This window comes from Rathayibacter sp. VKM Ac-2835, assembly GCF_013266705.1.
GTDB lineage: Bacteria > Actinomycetota > Actinomycetes > Actinomycetales > Microbacteriaceae > Rathayibacter.
This window is the reverse complement of the sequence record NZ_JABSNQ010000001.1, coordinates 480,628-497,702: the sequence shown is the minus strand read 5'-3', so window position 1 is coordinate 497,702 and position 17,075 is coordinate 480,628. Positions and strand designations below refer to the sequence as shown.

The following is a 17,075-nucleotide window of genomic DNA, read 5'->3' as shown; positions in this document are numbered from 1 at the left end:
GTGCGCGGGACGATGCGCGGCGCGGAACTGCACAGCTCTTCGGGGATCGATCAGCGGCTCTTGCCGGGGGTATAGGCGGTGGCGGCACTCTCGATCGTGCACCCGGCCGGGTGCGAAGGAGAGCCGGAGGCGCAGCATGAGCAGCACGATCGAGAATCAGGGAGCGGTGGCGGCGGAGTGGCCGCCGCCGACGGCGGGGACCGCGGCGCCGAGTGCGGCGGAGCCGGCGCAGTCGCGTCAGCCACTGTGGCGACAGCGACGCGTCCGCTGGATCGCGCTCGCCGTCCTCGCCGGTCTGCTGCTGCTGGGCGGCGGCTTCGGGATCGGCTACGCCGTCGGGAACTCGGTCGGCTCCTCCGCCGTCGGCGGGTTCGTCCCGTCACAGCGGGGCGGGATGCCGGACGGCGGCTTTCCCGGTGGCGGACCCGGGTCGTCCGGCGGCCAGGGGAGCGGCACCGGGACGGACTCGGGGACGGACTCCGGCACCGGAGCCGACTCGGGCACCGGAGCCGCGACCGGGACGGCGAGCTAGCCGAGCGCCTCGCGGAAGGCGGCGAGGGCGTCGTCCGAGAAGAGGACGAAGCGGACCTCGTCGAGGGCGCCCGGGCCGTCCTCGGCGGCGGCGAGCCGGACGGAGTCGACGGCGATGAGGGCCGCGCTGGCCATCGGCCAGCCGTAGACGCCGGCCGAGACGGCCGGGAAGGCGACGGTGCGGGCGCCGAGGGAGCGGGCGACGCGGATCGACTCGGTGTAGGCGGAGGCCAGAACGGCGGAGCGGTCGTCGCTCCGCGAGTACACGGGGCCGACGGTGTGCACGACCCAGCGGGCGGGCAGGCGGCCGGCGGTGGTCGCGACCGCGGAGCCGGCGGGGAGTCCGTCGCGCAGCTCACCGGCGCGGAGGGTCCGGCACTCCTCGAGGATCTCGGGGCCGCCCGCGCGGTGGATCGCGCCGTCGACCCCGCCGCCGCCGAGCAGCGACGAGTTGGCGGCGTTGACGATCACGTCGACCTGCTCGCGGGTGATGTCGCCGCGGACGGCGGTGACCGCGGTCACGAGCGGTTGTTGGAGAGCTCGAAGATCTTCACGAGCTCGGCGATCGCGGCCTCGCGCGCGTCGCCGCCCTCGTCGAACATCGCGGTGACGTGAGTGCGCAGGTGGTTCTCGACGATCAGCTTGTTCAGCGAGCCGAGCGACTTCTGGATGGCGAGCGACTGCGTGACGATGTCGACGCAGTAGTCCTCGTTCTCGATGGCCTTCTCGAGGCCGCGCATCTGGCCTGCCAGGATGCGGGCGCGGTGCAGGGAGCGCTTCTTCAGATCCTCGATCACCCGCCCAGTTTACGCCGGAGCGCCGATACCCGGCGGGGGTATCGGCCGGCGAGACGACGCGAACTATGACCCGTGAACGCGTCGGCGCCCGTTTCGAGTCGTCTCGATCGGGGTGCGGCGCGCGAGTGGACGCGTGCTGGGGTGTGCCGGCCTGTCCGGCCCCGATTCGCGTCCGTTCGCTCACGAGCAGGGCCGCGGGCCATCGAGTCGACGCTCGATGGGCTCTACGGGCGCACAAGCGCCCCGTCCGGGTCGATTCGCTCGGGGCGAGGAGGCCGAACGGACAGCTGCTGGGGTCTGCGGGTGGGTCAGGACCCGATCCGGGTCCGTTCGTGACGGCGCGGGGGCGTGGCTCTGCGAGTGGACGTGTTCTGGTGCCTGTGCGCGGGCGTGCGCCCGGATCGGGTCGGTTCGCGCGAGGGGCGGGAGCCGAACGGACCCGCGCGGGGTTCGGAGCGGAGCGGGCGGGACCGCCCCGTACGATCGACGGGTGAACGCGAAGAAGTCCGGCCCCCCGCGCGGCGGCACGACCGCCCGCTACCCGTCCCGCTCGAGCGCGCGGATGGCGCTGGCGCCGGGGATCCTCGCGGCGATCATCCTGCTCGCGGGGCTCGCACTCGTCGGCGGCGACGCCTACGACTTCGTGCGCTACCCGGTGGCGATCCTCGCGGCGGTCATCGGCTGGTTCGCGATCCAGGCGAAGGCCTACTACTGGCTGATCGGGCTCGCGCCGATCGTCGTGCTCTGGAACCCGGTCTTCCCGTTCTCCTTCCCGGACGCCGTCTGGTCCTCGCTCCACCTCGCCGCGGTCGGCGTCGTGGTCGCGGCCGGCCTGATCATCCGGGTGCGCGTCGCGGAGTGATCCCGTGGGCGCCGGACGCGCCCGCAGGCGCCGGGTGCCGCTGATCCGGCGCTGAGGAGTAGACTCGACGCGCACCCGCACGCCGGGGATGCTGCGACCGGGTCTCAGACCCGTTGCTCGGAGCTCCCGACGGCCACCGGGTGCATCGGTGCCCGTCTCGTCCCCGACGCGACGCGGCCAGTGCAAGGCAGTGCAACACCAGCACGGTGACGAACCAGCACAGTGCAATGCGACGGCAGAGCGCGGGAACCCCTCCTCCGCCCCCGTCCACGTCGAGGAGGAGCATGGCTCGCAGCGGCCAGCGTCAGTCCGGTCAGTCGCGTCGTTCGACGAGCGCGAGCCCGGGGACCCGCCCGCGCTCGCGTCCGCGCGGCGTCGACAACTCCGGGATCATCCCGATCCTCGCCCGCCGCGTGCGCGAGGTCGAGGCCAAGGCCCAGACCGGCAAGGTCGGGCCCACCAACCGCACGAAGTTCCTGGTGATCGCCCTGCTGATGCGCGAGGAGCGCAAGCGGGTGAAGACCGACACCGAGCTCAGCGACTCGCAGCGCGCGGAGGAGATGAAGCGCCTCGACGGCATCGCGACGATCCTCGCGAAGACCGCGGCGCGCGACACCAGCCTGATCGCCCTGCTCGAGTCCGAGGCCGGCATCACCGCGGCCGCGCAGAAGCTGCGCCGCGACTGGCTGCTGGAGGCCGGCGCCGAGCTGAGCCCCGACGAGCTGCTGATCGTGACCGAGCCGGAGCCCAAGCCGGAGGTGCCGGTCAACCAGGTCGTGCCGCCATCGGTGCGTGCGCGCCAGCTCGCCAACCCCTTCCTCCCGCCGGACTTCTCGATCGCGAGCGCGCCGACCCCCGCCCGCCGTCGCCTCGACGACTGGGAGCTGCTCGGACCGCTGTTCAAGGCGTTCGAGTACGGCGCGGGCGGCCGCGCCGCCAGCATGGAGCTGCCCGAGCCGCCGAAGATCGACCGGGTCACCCCCCGCGGTCGCGACCTGATGCCGCACCAGGCCCGCTTCATCGAGGGCGCGCGCGAGGGTCACCGCAGCTTCCTGCTCGCCGACGAGCCGGGTCTCGGCAAGACGGCGCAGAGCCTGCTCGCCGCCTCCGTCACCGGCTCGTACCCGCTGCTCGCCGTCGTGCCCAACGTCGTGAAGATGAACTGGGCGCGCGAGGTCGAGCGCTGGACCCCCCAGCGCCGCGCGACCGTCATCCACGGCGACGGCGGCACGCTCGACGCGTTCGCCGACGTCGTGATCGTCAACTACGACATCCTCGACCGGCACATCGGCTGGCTCGGCAGCCTCGGCTTCCGCGGCATGGTCGTCGACGAGGCGCACTTCATCAAGAACCTGCGCTCGCAGCGCTCGCAGAGCGTGCTGGCGCTGGCCGCGAAGATCCGCGAGACGACGCCGGGCCACGACCCGCTGATGATCGCCCTCACCGGAACGCCGCTGATCAACGACGTGGACGACTTCCGCGCGATCTGGCGCTTCCTCGGCTGGATCGACGAGACCAAGCCCGGGCCCGAGCTGATGAGCCTGCTCGAGGACACCGGGCTCACCCCCGCGGACACCGGCTTCTACCCGGAGGCGCGCGAGGCGGTCATCGACCTCGGCATCGTCCGGCGCAAGAAGATCGACGTCGCCGCCGACCTGCCCTCGAAGCGGATCGTCGACCTGCCGGTCGAGCTGGACGACGACCTCGGCCGCTCCATCCAGAAGGCGGAGCGCGAGCTCGGCGCCCGGATGCTGCAGCGCTACAAGGCCGTGACCGCCTCGATCACGCACGAGCTCGACGACGACGAGCGCGAGCGGTTCGTCCGCATCGTGGCGCAGAGCGAGCTCGAGGAGTCGAAGTCGGCCAAGACCGGCGAGAACGTCTTCACGATGGTGCGCCGGATCGGCCAGGCCAAGGCGGCCCTCGCCGCGGACTACGCCTCGCAGCTGGCCCGCTCGGTCGGCAAGGTGGTCTTCTTCGCCAAGCACATCGACGTGATGGACCAGGCCGAGGACACCTTCGAGAAGCGCGAGCTCACCTCCGTCTCGATCCGCGGCGACCAGAGCGCGACGTTCCGCCAGGCGCAGATCGACGCGTTCAACGAGGACCCCGACGTCTCGGTCGCGGTCTGCTCGCTCACCGCGGCCGGCGTCGGCGTCAACCTGCAGGCGTCGTCCAACGTCGTCCTGGCCGAGCTGTCCTGGACCTCGGCCGAGCAGACGCAGGCGATCGACCGCGTGCACCGCATCGGCCAGGAGGAGCCGGTCACGGCCTGGCGCATCATCGCGGCGCACACGATCGACGCCAAGATCGCCGAGCTGATCGACGCGAAGGCCGGCCTCGCCGCCCGCGCGCTCGACGGCGCGGACGCCGAGGTCGCCTCGGTCGACACGGTTCAGCTGGACGCGCTCATGCACGTCCTCCGCGAGGCGATCGGCTGAGCGGAGCCGCGAAGAAGTCGCGCTCGAAGAGACTCGAGCGCAGGAACGCGTCGCCCATGGCGGCGCGTTCCGCGTTCGTGCCGCGGGCGGCGGCCTCCTCGGTGATCGCGAGCGCCCGCTCGGTCGCGACAGCGAAGGCAGGATCCGCGTAGGTGACGAGCCAGTCCGCGTAGGGATGGCCGGGCCGGTTCGCCGCGGCGAGGCGCTCGCCGATGTCCGCGTAGAGCCAGAAGCACGGCAGCAGCGCGGCGACGATCTCGCCGTAGCCGCCGCGCGCGCCGACGGCGAGCAGGTGGTCGACGTAGCCGCGGGTGGTGGCGGAGGCCGTCGCCGTGCGCTCGCCGAGGCGGTCGCGGTGCAGCTGCGCCTCCGCCGCGAGGGCCGAGGCCGACGACTCCGCCCAGAAGACCTGCTCGGCGGTGCTCGGTGCGCGCTGCGCCGCGATCGCGAGGACCCGGGCGTACTGGGTGAGGTAGAGCGCGTCCTGCTCCAGGTACCACTCGAAGTCGTCGCGGGCGAGGGAGCCGTCGCCCAGGGCCGTCACGAACGGCAGCGCGTCGATCTCGGCGCGCAGCTGCTCCGTCTCGGTCCACATCCGCTCGCAGAACGCGGGGGCGCGCAGGCGGTGGAAGTGGTCGATCGGGCCGTTGCCCTCGCCGACCCGGAGCGCATCGGCGCCGCGGAGGGCTCCAGTCAGCCAGTCCTTCGCCTCGGTCAGCGCCTGGGCGAGGGTGTCCGGAGTCGTCTCGCCGCCGGCGAGGAGCGTCGCCATCGCGGAGGACAGCGAGCAGCCGGTGCCGTGGGTGTTCCGGGTGGCGACCCGCTCGCCCGGCACCTCGCGCACACCGCCGTCCACGGTGACGATCGCGTCCGGCGTCGCCGGGCCGTCGAGGTGCCCGCCCTTCACCAGGACGGCGGTGCCGAGATCCCGGGCCAGGGAGCGGGCCTGCTCGAGCGCGGCGGACCAGTCGGCGGCCGGCTCCGCTCCGGCGAGCACGGCCAGCTCGGAGAGGTTGGGCGTGACCAGATCGGCGCGGCGGACGAGCGCGCGGACCGCCTCCTCCGCCTCGTGGTCGAGGAGGCGGTGGCCGCTGGTCGCGACCATCACCGGATCCACGACGACGAGCGGCGGGCGGACGTCGTCCAGCCAGGCGGCGATGATCCCGCCCAGCTCGGCGTTCGCGATCATGCCGATCTTCACCGCGTCGATCTCGACGTCGTCGCTGACCGCGTCGAGCTGCTCGCGGAGGAACGCAGCGGGCGGCAGGTGGATCGAGCGCACGCCGCGGGTGTTCTGAGCGACGAGTGCGGTGACGACCGCCATCCCGTAGCCGCCGAGCGCCCCGATCGACTTGAGGTCGGCCTGGATCCCGGCCCCGCCGGTCGGGTCGGTGCCGGCGATGCTGAGCACCCGGGGGACCGGACGGGGCTGCGGGAGCGCGGCGCTCATCGGTCCCACTCCGCCCGGAAGGCGCGAGCCGCGGACTCCGGATCGTCTGCGGCGCAGATCGCGGAGACGATCGCGAGGCCGGCTGCTCCGGCTCGGCGCAGCGCTGCGGCGTCGTCGGCGGTGACGCCGCCGATGGCGACGCAGGGGAGCGGCGTCGCGGCGGCGAGGGCGGCGAAGCCGTCGATGCCGAGCGGGACCGGGTGGTCGGGCTTGGTCGCGGTGCTGCGGATCACGCCGACGCCGAGGTAGTCGACGGTGCCGACGGGCAGGGCGTGCGCGGCGGCGAGGTGGGACGGGGTGTTCGCGGTGAGACCGATCACCGCGTCGGCGCCGAGGATGCTCCGCGCGGCGAGAACAGGGAGGTCGGACTGGCCGACGTGCACGCCGTCGACACGGGCGCCGGCCAGGCGGGCGGCGAGGACGACGTCGACGCGGTCGTCGACCAGCAGGGTCGTGCGCTCGTCGAGGACGGCGGCGACGGCGCAGGTGAGGGGGACGAGCTCGGCGGCGGTCGCCTCGTGGTCGCGGACCTGGACGATCCGGACGCCGCCGGCGACGGCCGCGGCGACGACGGCAGGGACGCCGCGCGGGCCGCAGAGACGGGTATCGGTGACGAGCTGGAGCGAGAGGTCGATCATGCGATCCGCGCTCCGCTCTCGACGTCGGCCGCGGCGAGGGCGGCGAGGGCGTCGAGCAGGCCGACCGCGAACGAGCCGGGGCCGGCGGCGGTCTCGGCGGCGCGCTCGGCGGCGAGCCCCCAGACGACGGACGCGGCGACCGCGGCCCCGAGCGCGTCGGAGCCCGGCACGCCGAGGAAGGCGGCCATGACGGCGCCGAGCGCGCAGCCGCCGCCGGTGACGCGGGTGAGCAGCGGATGCCCGCCCGTGACGCGCACGACGCGCTCGCCGTCGGTGATCACGTCGACCGCGCCCGAGACGGCGACGACGGCGCCCGACCGGTGGGCGAGAGCCACGGCGGCCTCCAGCGCCTCCTCCGGCCCGTCGACGGCGTCGACCCCGCGACCGCCGGTGCCGAGGCCGGCGAGGGCGAGGATCTCGGAGGCGTTGCCGCGGATGATCGCGGGTCGCGCCTCGAGCAGCTCCGCCGCGAGGGCGGTGCGCACGGGCAGCGGGCCGACGGCGACCGGGTCGAGCACCCACGGGGTGCCGGCCGCGTTCGCCGCCGCGACGGCCTCGCGGGCGCCGTCGCGCTGCTCCGCGTGCGGGGTGCCGAGGTTCACCAGCGTCGCGGAGGCGATGCCCGCGAAGACGCCGGCCTCACCGGGCAGGTCGCACATCGCGGGGCTGGCGCCGAGCGCCAGCAGGCTGTTGGCGGTGAAGCCGGTGACCACCGCGTTGGTGATGCACTGCACGAGCGGCGCGGCGGAGCGCAGCCCGTCGAGGTCTCGGGCGACGGCTGCGCCGTCGAGGAGGGTCGGGTGGGCAGGCGTGCGAATGCTCATTCGCGACATCCCTTCGCTAGTACGAACTAGATCAGGTTCGACGGGTCTCATCTCAGCCCTGGCGGGCACCCCGTGTCACTGCCGACGACCCTAGCGGGTCGTGCCGTCACGCCGTGAGGATCCTGCTGTCGCCGCGATCGCTGACGACGACCTTCAGCCCGGTCGGCAGCCGCTCGCGCATCGCGTCGACGTGGCTGATCAGGCCGATGGTCCGCCCGCCGGAGCGCAGCGCGTCGAGCGTGCCGAGCGCCGTCTCGAGCGTCTCCGCGTCGAGCGAGCCGAAGCCCTCGTCGATGAACATCGTCTCGAGCGAGACGCCGCCCGACTGCATCGTGACCACGTCCGCCAGGCCGAGGGCGAGGGCGAGCGAGGCGAGGAAGGTCTCGCCGCCGGAGAGCGACGCGGGCTGCCGGCGGGCGCCGGTGAAGGCGTCGAGCACGTCGATCCCGAGCCCGGAGGCCGCGCCGCGATACGCGAGCGAGTCGTCGTGCACGAGGGCGTAGCGGCCGCTGGTCATCGCGTTCAGCCGCAGGTTCGCGGCGGCGACGATCTCCTCGAGCCGGCCCGCCAGGGCGAAGGCCTCGAGGTCCATCCGGCGGGTGTTCTGCCCGCGGCCGTCGATCGTCTCGGCGAGGGCGCGCAGCTCCTCGTGCCGGCGCAGGCGCTCGGCGAGGCTGCCCAGGCGCTCCTCGGCGCGGCCGGCCAGCTCGGCGAGCCGGGCGGCGCGGTGCTCGAGCACCGAGTGCCGCGAGCGGGCCTCGTCGCGGCGGGCGGAGGCGGCGCGCGCCTCCTCCTCCGCCGCGGCGAGATCGACGGGGGCCGTCGGCAGGCCGGCGAGCTCGGGGTCGGCCAGCACCGAGTCGACGGCGCTGCGGCGGCGCTCGTGCTCGGCGACGACGGCCTCGGCGCGGGCGCGCTCGCCCGAGGTGAGAGCGGCGGACTCGGCGTCGACGGTGCTCGCGAAGCCGCGGTCGGCGATCACCTCAGCGAGCTGGACTTCGGCCGCCTCGGCCGCCTCGCGGCGGGTGGTCGCCGCGTCCTCGGCCTCGACGAGCACATCGGCCAGGCGGCGCTGCGCGGTGATCGCGGCGACACGCTCGGCGATGCTCGCGGCGCCGTCGCGGTGAGCGTCGATCCGCTCGCGCAGGAGGCGCAGCGCCTCGGCGGCGAGGGCCTCGTCGGAGCTGAGGCGCTGGTGCTCGGTGCGGGCGGTCTCGAGGGCGGCCGTCAGCTCGTCGCTCCGGACGCGGAGGGTGGACCGTTCGCGCCGCAGCTCCTCGAGCCGGGTCGCGGCGCTCCGAGACTCTGCGAGGTGCTGCTCGGCCTCGACGCGGACGGCCTGGAGCTCCTCGGCGGTCGTGGCGCCGGCCCGCTCCTCGAGGGCGGCCAGGGCGAGCGCTCCGGCGCTCTCGGCCTCGCGCGCCGCGTCCATCGCGGCGAGGGCGCGGTCGACGGCGGTGCGCGCCTTCTCGATCTCGCCGGTGCCGACGGGCGGCAGCTCGCCGTGCTCGGCGGGGCGCGGGTGCTCGCAGGATCCGCAGACGGGGCACGGGTCGCCGGGAGCGAGGGCGCCGGCCAGCTCGCCGGCGAAGCCCGCGAAGCGGCGGGCGACAAGCTCGGCGTGCTGGGCGGCGCGAACGCCGTGCGCCCGGGCTGCGTCGGCGTGGGCCGAGCGGAGGCGCTCCAGCGCGGTCGCGGCCGTCGCGCGCTCGGCGGCGGCGCGGATCCGGCGGTCGAGCGCGGCCAGCTCCTCGGAGCGGGCCGGCAGCGCCGACGCGTCCGGAGCGAGGGCGTCCTCCTCTGCGGAGAGCGCGTCGAGCAGGGCGGGCAGCGCCCGGAGCTCGCCGTCGAGGACGTCGAGCGCGGCCGCGGACCGCTCGCGCGCCCTCGCGGTGCGCTCTGCGGAGCGGACCGCCTCCGGCAGGGTGCGCTCGTCGGCCAGCGCCTCGGTCAGCGCGCCGAGAACGGCGGCCAGGCGCTCGCCGGCACGGGCGGCGGCGGCCCGATCGGCGGGCTCGTCGAAGGCCGCGGTGAAGGCCTCCGCGGCGCCGTCGCGGGCACGGCCGGCAGCGGCGGCCTTCTCGGCGGCGGAGCGGGCGGTCTTCAGCAGCGGCAGCACGCCCTCGGCCCGGCGCGCCCGCTCGATCCGCTCGCGCTCCCGGACGACGAGCGACTCGGCGACCGCCAGCTCCTCGGCCTCGATCAGCGCGCTCCGGCGGCGGTCCTGCGCCCGCTTCACCAGCCGCGTCTCGTCCCGGGCGGTCTCGGCCGCTCGGCTCGCGGCGTCGGCCTCCGCCACGTCGTCGCGGGCGAGCGCGAGGGGAGCGTCGAGCCGGGTCACCAGGGAGCGGAACCAGGCCGTGTCGGGCGCCGCCGGTGCGGGCTCCTCGTCGCCTGCGAGGCGCACGGCCTCGTCGGCCAGCGCCGTCACGGCCGCGCGCTCCTCCTCGAGCGCCGCGCCGCTCTCCTGCCGCTGCTCGACGAGCCGCCGGCGCAGCAGGTCGTAGCGCTCCGTCGCGAAGAGGGTGCGGAGCAGCCGCTGCCGATCGTCGTTCTTCGCGAGCAGGAACTCGTGGAAACGGTTCTGCGCCAGCAGGATGACCTGGAGGAACTGGTCCTTGGTCAGGCCGACGATCCGGCCGATGTCGGCACCCGTCTCCCGCGCGCTGGAGGACAGTCCCCGCCACTCGCCGTCGACGTGCTCGAGCAGCGCGACCTTCGCCGCCTGCCGGGTGGTGCCGCCGCCGCGCTTGGCCGGCCGCTCGTACTCGGGGGAGCGGCGGACCCGGTAGAGCCGCCCGGCCGCCTCGAAGTCGAGCTCGGCGAACGTCTCGTCCTCGGGGGCGCTGTGGTCGCTGCGCAGCCGCGAGGCCGTGCCGTCGAAGCGCGGCACGGAGCCGTAGAGCGCGAAGCTGATGGCGTCGAGGATCGTCGACTTGCCGGCGCCGGTGCGCCCGGCGATCAGATAGATCCCCACATCCTCCAGCCGGTCGAAGTCGATCTCCTGCTCCGCGCGGAAGGGGCCGAGACCGGCGAAGGAGAGGCGGCGGATCCTCACCGCAGCGCCTCGGCGTCGACCTGCGCCAGCGCGTCGAGGGCCAGCGCGCGCTCCGTCTCGCTCGCGCCGTGGCCGCCGCGCACGTGGGCGAGGAAGTCGTCGATCACCTCGACGTCGCTCCGGCCGCGGATCCGCTCGGCGTAGCGGCGCTCGTCGACCGCCGCGTGCGGGGGCCGGTGCTCGAGGGTCGCGCAGCCGGGGAAGCGGGACTGCAGCCGGGCCATCGCGTCGAGCGGGCGGACCTCGTCGGTCAGCACGGCCGAGACCCAGTCCGGCTCGTACTCCGCCAGGGACGGGTCGCTCAGCAGCTCGTCCAGCCGCCCTTCGACCACGCTGAGCCGGCGCGGCACGGGCAGCGCCGACCAGGTCACCTCGCCGAGCCCGTCGGCGCCGAGCTCGACCAGCCAGCCGCCGCGCGGCTTCGCAGCCTCGCCGAACGAGTAGTGCAGGGGCGCGCCGGAGTACCGCACGTTCGGCAGCAGCTCCGCCCGCCCGTGGATGTGCCCCAGCGCCGCGTAGTCCGCCGCCGCGAAGTGGTCGACCGAGACGTAGTCGAGCCCGCCGGCCGTGATGTCGCGCTCGACCGTGGCGGCGGGAGCGCCGACGGCGAAGCAGTGCGCCAGCACCACCCAGCGCCGCCCGGCCGCCTCGGCGTGCGCACGGATGCGCCGCATCGCGAAGGCGAGCACGTCCTCGTGCCGGCGCAGCGACTCCTCCGGGTGCCGGTGCCGGTAGAGCGCGGGCTCGAGGAACGGGATGCCGTAGACGCCGACCTCTCCGTGCGCGTCGCGGAGGACGACCGGCTCGGCGTACGCCTCGGGATCGGTGAGCACGTGCACGCCGGAGCCGCGCAGCAGCCCGGCCTGGAAGCCCAGGCGGGCCGGGGAGTCGTGGTTGCCGCTGGTCAGCACGACCTCGGCTCCGGCCGCGCGGATCGCCTCCAGGGTGCGGGTCAGCAGCGTGTAGTGCTCGGCCGCCGGCACCGCGGAGTCGAAGACGTCGCCCGCGACGAGGACGACGTCGACCGCCTCCGTCCGCACCGTCTCGACCAGCGCGTCGAGCACGACGCCGAGCGCGGCGACGCTCGAGTGGCCGTGGAAGGTGCGGCCGATGTGCCAGTCGGAGGTGTGCAGGAGCTTCACGACCGTCCTTTCGCGGGGTCTGCGGGTGTGCGGTGGCGCTCCCTGTCGTGCCCCTCCAGGCTACTGAGCGCCTCCGACACCGGACGCCGGCCGGGCCGCCGCCGCCGGACACCTGCCGTTCACCCGGGGGTGCAGAATGGGTCGTCGGTCGATCAGAGGAGGCCCCGCGTGAAGCTGCCCCGAGTCCCCTCGACCCTCCTCGGTCTCGGCTCGCGCACGCGCGCCGCCGCGGAGGACACCAGCCCGATCGAGCGGATCCGCCCCGCCGAGGAGCCCGCCCGCCGGAGCACCGTGGACAACGCGATCTACCAGGACGGCCGGCGCGTCGTCTCGCCCGGCAGCATCCCGGAGGCGCTCGCCGCGCTGCAGAAGCTCCCGGACGCGATGGCCTGGATCGGCCTCTACCGCCCCACCGAGGCCGAGCTGGCCGCCCTCGAGGACGAGTTCTCGATGCATCCGCTGGCCCTCGAGGACGCGATCAGCGCGCACCAGCGCCCGAAGCTCGAGCGCTACGGCAGCGACATGTTCGTGGTGCTGCGCGCCGCGAGCTACGCGGACCAGCGCGAGGAGGTCGACTTCGGCGAGCTGCACCTCTTCGTCGGCCCGAACTTCGTCGTCACGGTCCGCCACTCCGAGAAGCCCGACCTCTCGCTGGTCCGGCGCCGGATGGAGGCCGACCCCGAGCTGCTGCGCAAGGGCCCGGTGGCGGTCCTCTACGCGATCCTCGACGCGGTCGTCGACCAGTACGCCCCGGTCGTCGCCGGCCTCGAGAACGACATCGACGAGATCGAGGCCCAGGTCTTCGAGGGGGATCCCGCGGTGTCCCGTCGCATCTACGAGCTGTCCCAGGAGGTCCTCGACTTCCAGCGCGCGACCCGCCCGCTGACGGGGATGCTCGGCCGGCTCGTCACCGACTTCGAGGTCTTCCGCGAGGACGTCGAGCTGCGCCGCTACCTCCGCGACGTCGCCGACCACGTCGCCGTGGTCGACGAGCGCGTCGAGGGCTTCCGGACCACGCTGCGCGAGATCCTCGCGGTGAACGCGACGCTCGTCGCCCAGCGCCAGAACGAGGACATGAAGAAGCTCGCGGAGGCGGGCAACCAGCAGAACGACGAGGTCAAGCGGATCTCGGCCTGGGCCGCCATCTTCTTCGCGCCGACCATGATCTCCAGCGTCTACGGCATGAACTTCGACGCGATGCCCGAGCTGCACCTGGCCTGGGGCTACCCGGCGGCGCTGGCGGCGATGGTCGCCTCGAGCGTGGTCCTGCACCGGCTGTTCAAGCGCTGGGGCTGGCTCTGAGCCGCCGTCGGCGGCCCGGCGCCCTGTCAACACCCTGACGCGCCCGGTCCCCGCGCGTAGCGTCGGTCCGAGCCGCCGTCCGCGGCCCGAGCTTAGGGAGACCCGATGAAGCGAACCGACGTGCCGGCGACCGAGGCGACCTCGCTCTGGCGGCAGGACGCCGCGCCGATTGCGGGCGACGAGTTCGTCCCGGGTGCGCACTACGACGACGTGATCGTCGGCGCCGGCCTCTCGGGACTCGTCACGGCGCTCCTGCTCCAGCGCAGCGGCCGTCGCGTCCTCGTCCTCGAGGCCCGCGAGGTCGGCGCGGTCGCGACCGGCAGCAGCACCGCCAAGCTCAGCCTGCTGCAGGGCGCGCACCTGTCGAAGATCGCCGCGCGCAACACCCCCGCGGTCACGCAGGCCTACGTCGCCGCGAACCTCGCGGGCTTCACCTGGCTCGTCGACTACCTCCGCGAGGCCGGCGTGCCCGTGCAGCGCCGCACCGCCTACAGCTACGCGCAGACCCCCGACGGCGTCCCCGCGGTGCTGCGCGAGCACGAGACGGCCCGCCGCTTCGGCCTCGCGACCCGCCTCATCGGGGAGCTGGACACGCCCTTCCCGAGCACCGCCGCCGTCGCGCTCGACGACCAGGCGGAGTTCGATCCGATGGCGGTGCTGACGGCGCTCGCCGCCGACTTCCGCGCCGCGGGCGGCGTCCTCGTGCAGGGCGTCCGCGTGCTCGGGATGCGGGCCTCCTCGCCCGTCCGGGTGCGGACCAGCGCCGGCGAGGTGACCGGCGAGCGGGCCTACCTGCTCACCGGCACGCCGATCCTGGACCGCGGACTCTACTTCGCCAAGCAGGTCGCGCTGCGCTCCTACGCCGTCGCCTTCCGCGGGGCCGAGTCGATCCCGGACGGCATGTACCTCTCCGTCGACGGGCCCTCGCGCTCGATCCGCGACGTGGAGCGGGACGGGGAGCGGCTGCTGCTGATCGGCGGCAACGGCCACGGGGTCGGCCGGCGCGCGCGGACGCAGGAGAGCGTCGACGACCTGATCGCCTGGACCCGCCGCTCCTTCCCCGGCGCCGAGCCGATCGCGCAGTGGAGCGCCCAGGACTACGAGGCGTTCCACCGCGTGCCGTTCGTCGGCTGGCTGCCGCGCGGTCGGGGCCGGATCTTCTTCGCCTCCGGCTACGACAAGTGGGGGATGACCAACGCGGTGCAGGCGGCGCTGACGCTGGTCGGCGACTCCCGGGGAGAGACGCCGCCGTGGGCGAAGGTCCTGCACCGCCGGCCCACCCTGCCCCGGGTGATGGCGGAGGGCGCCGGAGCGCTCGCCGCGGTCGGCGCCTGGTACGCCCGCGGCTACTGGTCGGCCCTGCGCGCGCCGCGGTCGGTGGACGTGGTGCCGGCGGAGGGCGAGGGCCTGCTCGCGCGCGACGGCCTCCAGCCGGTCGCCGTCTCGACCGTCGGGGGCCGCCGCTGCGCGATGTCGGCGGTCTGCCCGCACCTGGGCGGCGTCGTCACCTGGAACGACGCCGAGCGCAGCTGGGACTGCCCCCTGCACGGCTCGCGCTTCGCCGCCGACGGGACGGTGCTGGAGGGACCCGCGGTCACGCCGCTCGCGCCGGTGCGCTGACGCCGTTCGGCCCCCTGCGCCGGTCGCCCGGTAGGGTCGGCGCATGGGGGATCACACGCACATTCGACGTCCGTTCACGCCTCGACTTTGCGTGACCGCGCTCGGCCTCGCCGCCGCAGCCGCCGCGCTGACGGGCTGCACGCGCGGGGGAGGCGCCGAGGCGCAGACCCCGGCGCCGACCGTCACGGTGACGGTCGAGCCGACGGCGCGCGGCACCGTCCCGGGCGAGCAGGACACCAGCGCGTCCTACGCCTGCGGCCGGTACAGCTCGCTGCTCAGCCTCGGCTGGACGATGCAGTGGTACCACGACCGCGGCGACGTCTCCGACGAGGCGTACCAGGTGTTCCTCGAGCGGCAGGCCTTCCAGCTCCAGACGGTGCGGATGCAGAACCCGGAGCCGGACGAGACCGGCGTCTCCGCCGCGTCCTCCGGCATCCGGACCTACCTGCAGGACGCCCAGGCGGCCGCCGGCCGATGGACCTACGACCCGTCGTCACCGGAGTGGAGCACCCTGCAGTCCGACCTCGGGGTCGGCTGCGCCGCCGCCGGCTCGACCCTCGCCTCCTACGCCGAGCCCGAGATGGGCGGCTGAGCCGCCCTCGCAGCTCACCTGCTGGTCGAGCAGCCCGCGATGCGGGCCGCCCAAGCTGATCGAGTAGCTCGCGGAGCGGGCGTATCGCGATCCGCCATCGCCGGGAGTCCGGGTGATGGTCGGTCCCGATACGCCCCTGCGGGGCTACTCGACCAGCATGCCTTCCGGGCTACTCGTCCTCGGAGGGCTCGGCGACCTCGCGGCCGTCGGCGCCCGAGGCGTCGCCGGCCACGTGCAGGTCGGTGTCGCCGGGGATGCTGAAGTCGCTCAGCGGGTCGAGCGGCCCGTCCTCGCGGGTGTCGGAGTCGGGGGTGTCGCTGGTCTCGTCGCGTGCGGTCATACCTGCACCCTACGAGCGTCCGACGAGGCGCTGCACCGCGGTCACCGGGATCGACAGCCACTCGGGGCGGTTGCGCGCCTCGTAGATGGCCTCGTAGATCGCCTTGTCGAGCTCGAAGGCGTCCAGGACGGCGCGGTGCGCGGTGACCGCGTCGCCCGCCTCCTCGGTGTAGCCCTCGAGGAAGGCGCGGCGGCTCGCCAGCGCCCACGCGGCCCGGGAGCTGCCCGGAGACGCCTGCTCGTGCGCTCCGGCCGCGTAGTCGAAGGAGCGGAGCATCCCCGCCACGTCGCGCAGCGCGATGTCCGGCAGCAGGCGCTCGTGCATCGGCCGCAGCGGCTCGCCCTCGAAGTCGAGGAGCACCCAGCCGCGGCCGGGCACGGACAGCACCTGGCCGAGGTGGTAGTCGCCGTGGATCCGCTGCAGCCGCGGCCACGGGGCCTGCTCGGCCGCCTGGAAGACCGCGTCGATCGCGTCGGCGTCCTCGGCGATGACGGGCACCTCGGAGGAGGCGATCCGCAGCCGGCGCCGCATGGTCGCGATCATCCGCTGCACGACCTCGGGGGTCGCGTCCTCCGTCGGCATCACCTCGGCGAGGGTGGAGTGCACCTGCGCGGTCGCCAGGCCCAGTGCGCGGGCCGGACCGGTGAAGTCGCTGTCGCCGGCGACGGCCTCGAGCGCCACGCGCCAGGCGTCCTCGACGCCCGGCAGGAACTCCTGTGCGAAGGCGAGGTGGCCGAAGGCGCGCCCCGACGGCTCGCCGCGGTCGTCCCACTCGCCGGTGACGTTGCCGATCACGGGCGGCACGAGCGTGCTGCCCGCGGCGTTCAGTGCCGACTGCACGGTGACGTCCGGGTTCTCGCCGTGGTGCAGCGCACGGAAGACCTTGACGATCACGGGGGTGCCGGCCGAGCCGTCCTCCGCGGTGGTCTGCACGATGATCGAGGTGTTCGACTGCTCGCCGCTGAGGATCCGCGACGAGGCGAACGCGCCGATGACGGCGCCGGGCTGGCGGTGGCCCTCGGCGCGGGCGCCGCCCAGGGCGCCCTCCGCGTCGGAGGAGCCGCCGTCGGCGATCAGCTCGAAGAGCGCCCGCGCGAAGAGCGGGTCGCGGGGACCGTCGTAGACGAAGCGGGAGCCGTCGCTCTCGATCAGCGCATCCTCGAGGCCCGCGACGGGCGCCGAGCGCACCGTCACCGGCACCTGGTAGAGCACCGGGCTCGAGCCCGCGCGGTCGATGACGAGGTGCACGACGACATCGCCGTCACCGCGCTCCAGGCGCCACTCGCCCCGGATCTCCAGCTCGGGGCGGCGCCCCTTGCTCGCGTACCACCGCTGATCGGCGACCCAGGCCGCGGCCCGGTCGATCGACAGTCCTGCGCTCATCTCTGCACTTCCCCTCGGTCGGCACCCCGAACCTTACGCGGCGCGATCGACGCCCCGGTGGGGCTTGCGGCGCGCCCGCCCGATCCGGAGCGGGC

Annotated in this window: 15 protein-coding genes and 1 riboswitch; of the genes, 6 read left to right on the top strand and 9 right to left on the bottom strand. The window is 74.6% G+C overall.

The window, feature by feature from the left end:
- Positions 1 to 136: 136 nt before the first annotated feature.
- Positions 137 to 532: a hypothetical protein gene (locus HRK28_RS02320; protein ID WP_173250301.1), complete on the top strand. Its 396-nt coding sequence runs from the start codon at positions 137 to 139 to the stop codon at positions 530 to 532.
- On the opposite strand, the gene HRK28_RS02315 is transcribed toward HRK28_RS02320, so the two are convergent.
- Together HRK28_RS02315 and HRK28_RS02310 are read right to left on the bottom strand one after the other, a co-directional pair.
- On the bottom strand, positions 529 to 1,053 hold the full coding sequence (locus HRK28_RS02315; protein WP_173250300.1) for an O-acetyl-ADP-ribose deacetylase: 525 nt from the start codon (positions 1,051 to 1,053) through the stop codon (positions 529 to 531). The genes HRK28_RS02320 and HRK28_RS02315 overlap by 4 nt on opposite strands.
- Positions 1,050 to 1,328, bottom strand: a complete 279-nt coding sequence (locus tag HRK28_RS02310; RefSeq protein ID WP_123445545.1) for a metal-sensitive transcriptional regulator — start codon at positions 1,326 to 1,328, stop codon at positions 1,050 to 1,052. The genes HRK28_RS02315 and HRK28_RS02310 overlap by 4 nt, the downstream gene beginning before the upstream one ends.
- A gap of 490 nt (positions 1,329 to 1,818) precedes the next feature.
- On the opposite strand from HRK28_RS02310, the gene HRK28_RS02305 reads away from it, so the two are divergent.
- Entirely contained in the window at positions 1,819 to 2,190 is a 372-nt protein-coding gene (locus HRK28_RS02305) for a DUF6804 family protein (protein ID WP_243839899.1), read from the top strand.
- A 284-nt stretch (positions 2,191 to 2,474) separates the two neighbouring features.
- Positions 2,475 to 4,631 (top strand): DEAD/DEAH box helicase, encoded by a 2,157-nt coding sequence (locus HRK28_RS02300; protein WP_173250299.1) that lies wholly within the window; start codon positions 2,475 to 2,477, stop codon positions 4,629 to 4,631.
- Here HRK28_RS02300 and thiD read toward each other — a convergent pair.
- From thiD to HRK28_RS02275, 5 genes are all read right to left on the bottom strand, one after another.
- Positions 4,600 to 6,081, bottom strand: a complete 1,482-nt coding sequence (thiD, locus tag HRK28_RS02295) for a bifunctional hydroxymethylpyrimidine kinase/phosphomethylpyrimidine kinase (protein WP_173250298.1) — start codon at positions 6,079 to 6,081, stop codon at positions 4,600 to 4,602. The two genes, HRK28_RS02300 and thiD, sit on opposite strands and share 32 nt — an antisense overlap.
- Positions 6,078 to 6,719: a thiamine phosphate synthase gene (gene thiE / locus HRK28_RS02290; protein WP_173250297.1), complete on the bottom strand. Its 642-nt coding sequence runs from the start codon at positions 6,717 to 6,719 to the stop codon at positions 6,078 to 6,080. The genes thiD and thiE overlap by 4 nt, the downstream gene beginning before the upstream one ends.
- Positions 6,716 to 7,543, bottom strand: coding sequence for a hydroxyethylthiazole kinase (thiM, locus tag HRK28_RS02285; protein WP_173250296.1), 828 nt, complete (start codon positions 7,541 to 7,543; stop codon positions 6,716 to 6,718). Before thiM ends, thiE begins: the two co-directional genes overlap by 4 nt.
- Positions 7,535 to 7,626, bottom strand: a riboswitch (TPP riboswitch). Its footprint overlaps the gene before it by 9 nt.
- Before the next feature lie 23 nt (positions 7,627 to 7,649).
- On the bottom strand, positions 7,650 to 10,601 hold the full coding sequence (locus tag HRK28_RS20690; RefSeq protein WP_173250295.1) for an AAA family ATPase: 2,952 nt from the start codon (positions 10,599 to 10,601) through the stop codon (positions 7,650 to 7,652).
- Complete coding sequence (locus tag HRK28_RS02275; RefSeq protein ID WP_160088489.1) at positions 10,598 to 11,743, bottom strand: exonuclease SbcCD subunit D; 1,146 nt, start codon at positions 11,741 to 11,743, stop codon at positions 10,598 to 10,600. The genes HRK28_RS20690 and HRK28_RS02275 overlap by 4 nt, the downstream gene beginning before the upstream one ends.
- A gap of 246 nt (positions 11,744 to 11,989) precedes the next feature.
- On the opposite strand from HRK28_RS02275, the gene HRK28_RS02270 reads away from it, so the two are divergent.
- The 3 genes from HRK28_RS02270 (at position 11,990) to HRK28_RS02260 (ending at position 15,257) form a co-directional block, all read left to right on the top strand.
- Entirely contained in the window at positions 11,990 to 13,045 is a 1,056-nt protein-coding gene (locus HRK28_RS02270) for a magnesium and cobalt transport protein CorA (RefSeq protein ID WP_244231837.1), read from the top strand.
- A 105-nt stretch (positions 13,046 to 13,150) separates the two neighbouring features.
- Positions 13,151 to 14,665: an FAD-dependent oxidoreductase gene (locus HRK28_RS02265; RefSeq protein WP_173250294.1), complete on the top strand. Its 1,515-nt coding sequence runs from the start codon at positions 13,151 to 13,153 to the stop codon at positions 14,663 to 14,665.
- Positions 14,666 to 14,756: 91 nt separating this feature from the next.
- Complete coding sequence (locus tag HRK28_RS02260; protein WP_173250293.1) at positions 14,757 to 15,257, top strand: hypothetical protein; 501 nt, start codon at positions 14,757 to 14,759, stop codon at positions 15,255 to 15,257.
- 169 nt (positions 15,258 to 15,426) lie between these two features.
- Here HRK28_RS02260 and HRK28_RS02255 read toward each other — a convergent pair whose 3' ends face one another.
- Both HRK28_RS02255 and HRK28_RS02250 read right to left on the bottom strand, forming a co-directional pair.
- Positions 15,427 to 15,597 carry a hypothetical protein gene (locus tag HRK28_RS02255; RefSeq protein ID WP_160088495.1) on the bottom strand — a complete coding sequence of 57 codons (171 nt, stop codon included), beginning with the start codon at positions 15,595 to 15,597 and terminating at the stop codon, positions 15,427 to 15,429.
- A 9-nt stretch (positions 15,598 to 15,606) separates the two neighbouring features.
- Positions 15,607 to 16,980, bottom strand: coding sequence for a phosphotransferase (locus tag HRK28_RS02250; protein ID WP_160088497.1), 1,374 nt, complete (start codon positions 16,978 to 16,980; stop codon positions 15,607 to 15,609).
- Between the last annotated feature and the right edge of the window lie 95 nt (positions 16,981 to 17,075).

Excerpts from the sequence above, each read along its gene's own strand:
- HRK28_RS02320 (WP_173250301.1), top strand. The coding sequence starts at position 137 with ATGAGCAGCACGATCGAGAATCAGGGAGCGGTGGCGGCGGAGTGGCCG.
- HRK28_RS02300 (WP_173250299.1), top strand. The coding sequence starts at position 2,475 with ATGGCTCGCAGCGGCCAGCGTCAGTCCGGTCAGTCGCGTCGTTCGACG.
- thiD (WP_173250298.1), bottom strand. The coding sequence starts at position 6,081 with ATGAGCGCCGCGCTCCCGCAGCCCCGTCCGGTCCCCCGGGTGCTCAGC.
- thiE (WP_173250297.1), bottom strand. The coding sequence starts at position 6,719 with ATGATCGACCTCTCGCTCCAGCTCGTCACCGATACCCGTCTCTGCGGC.
- thiM (WP_173250296.1), bottom strand. The coding sequence starts at position 7,543 with ATGAGCATTCGCACGCCTGCCCACCCGACCCTCCTCGACGGCGCAGCC.
- HRK28_RS02265 (WP_173250294.1), top strand. The coding sequence starts at position 13,151 with ATGAAGCGAACCGACGTGCCGGCGACCGAGGCGACCTCGCTCTGGCGG.
- HRK28_RS02255 (WP_160088495.1), bottom strand. The coding sequence starts at position 15,597 with ATGACCGCACGCGACGAGACCAGCGACACCCCCGACTCCGACACCCGC.
- HRK28_RS02250 (WP_160088497.1), bottom strand. The coding sequence starts at position 16,980 with ATGAGCGCAGGACTGTCGATCGACCGGGCCGCGGCCTGGGTCGCCGAT.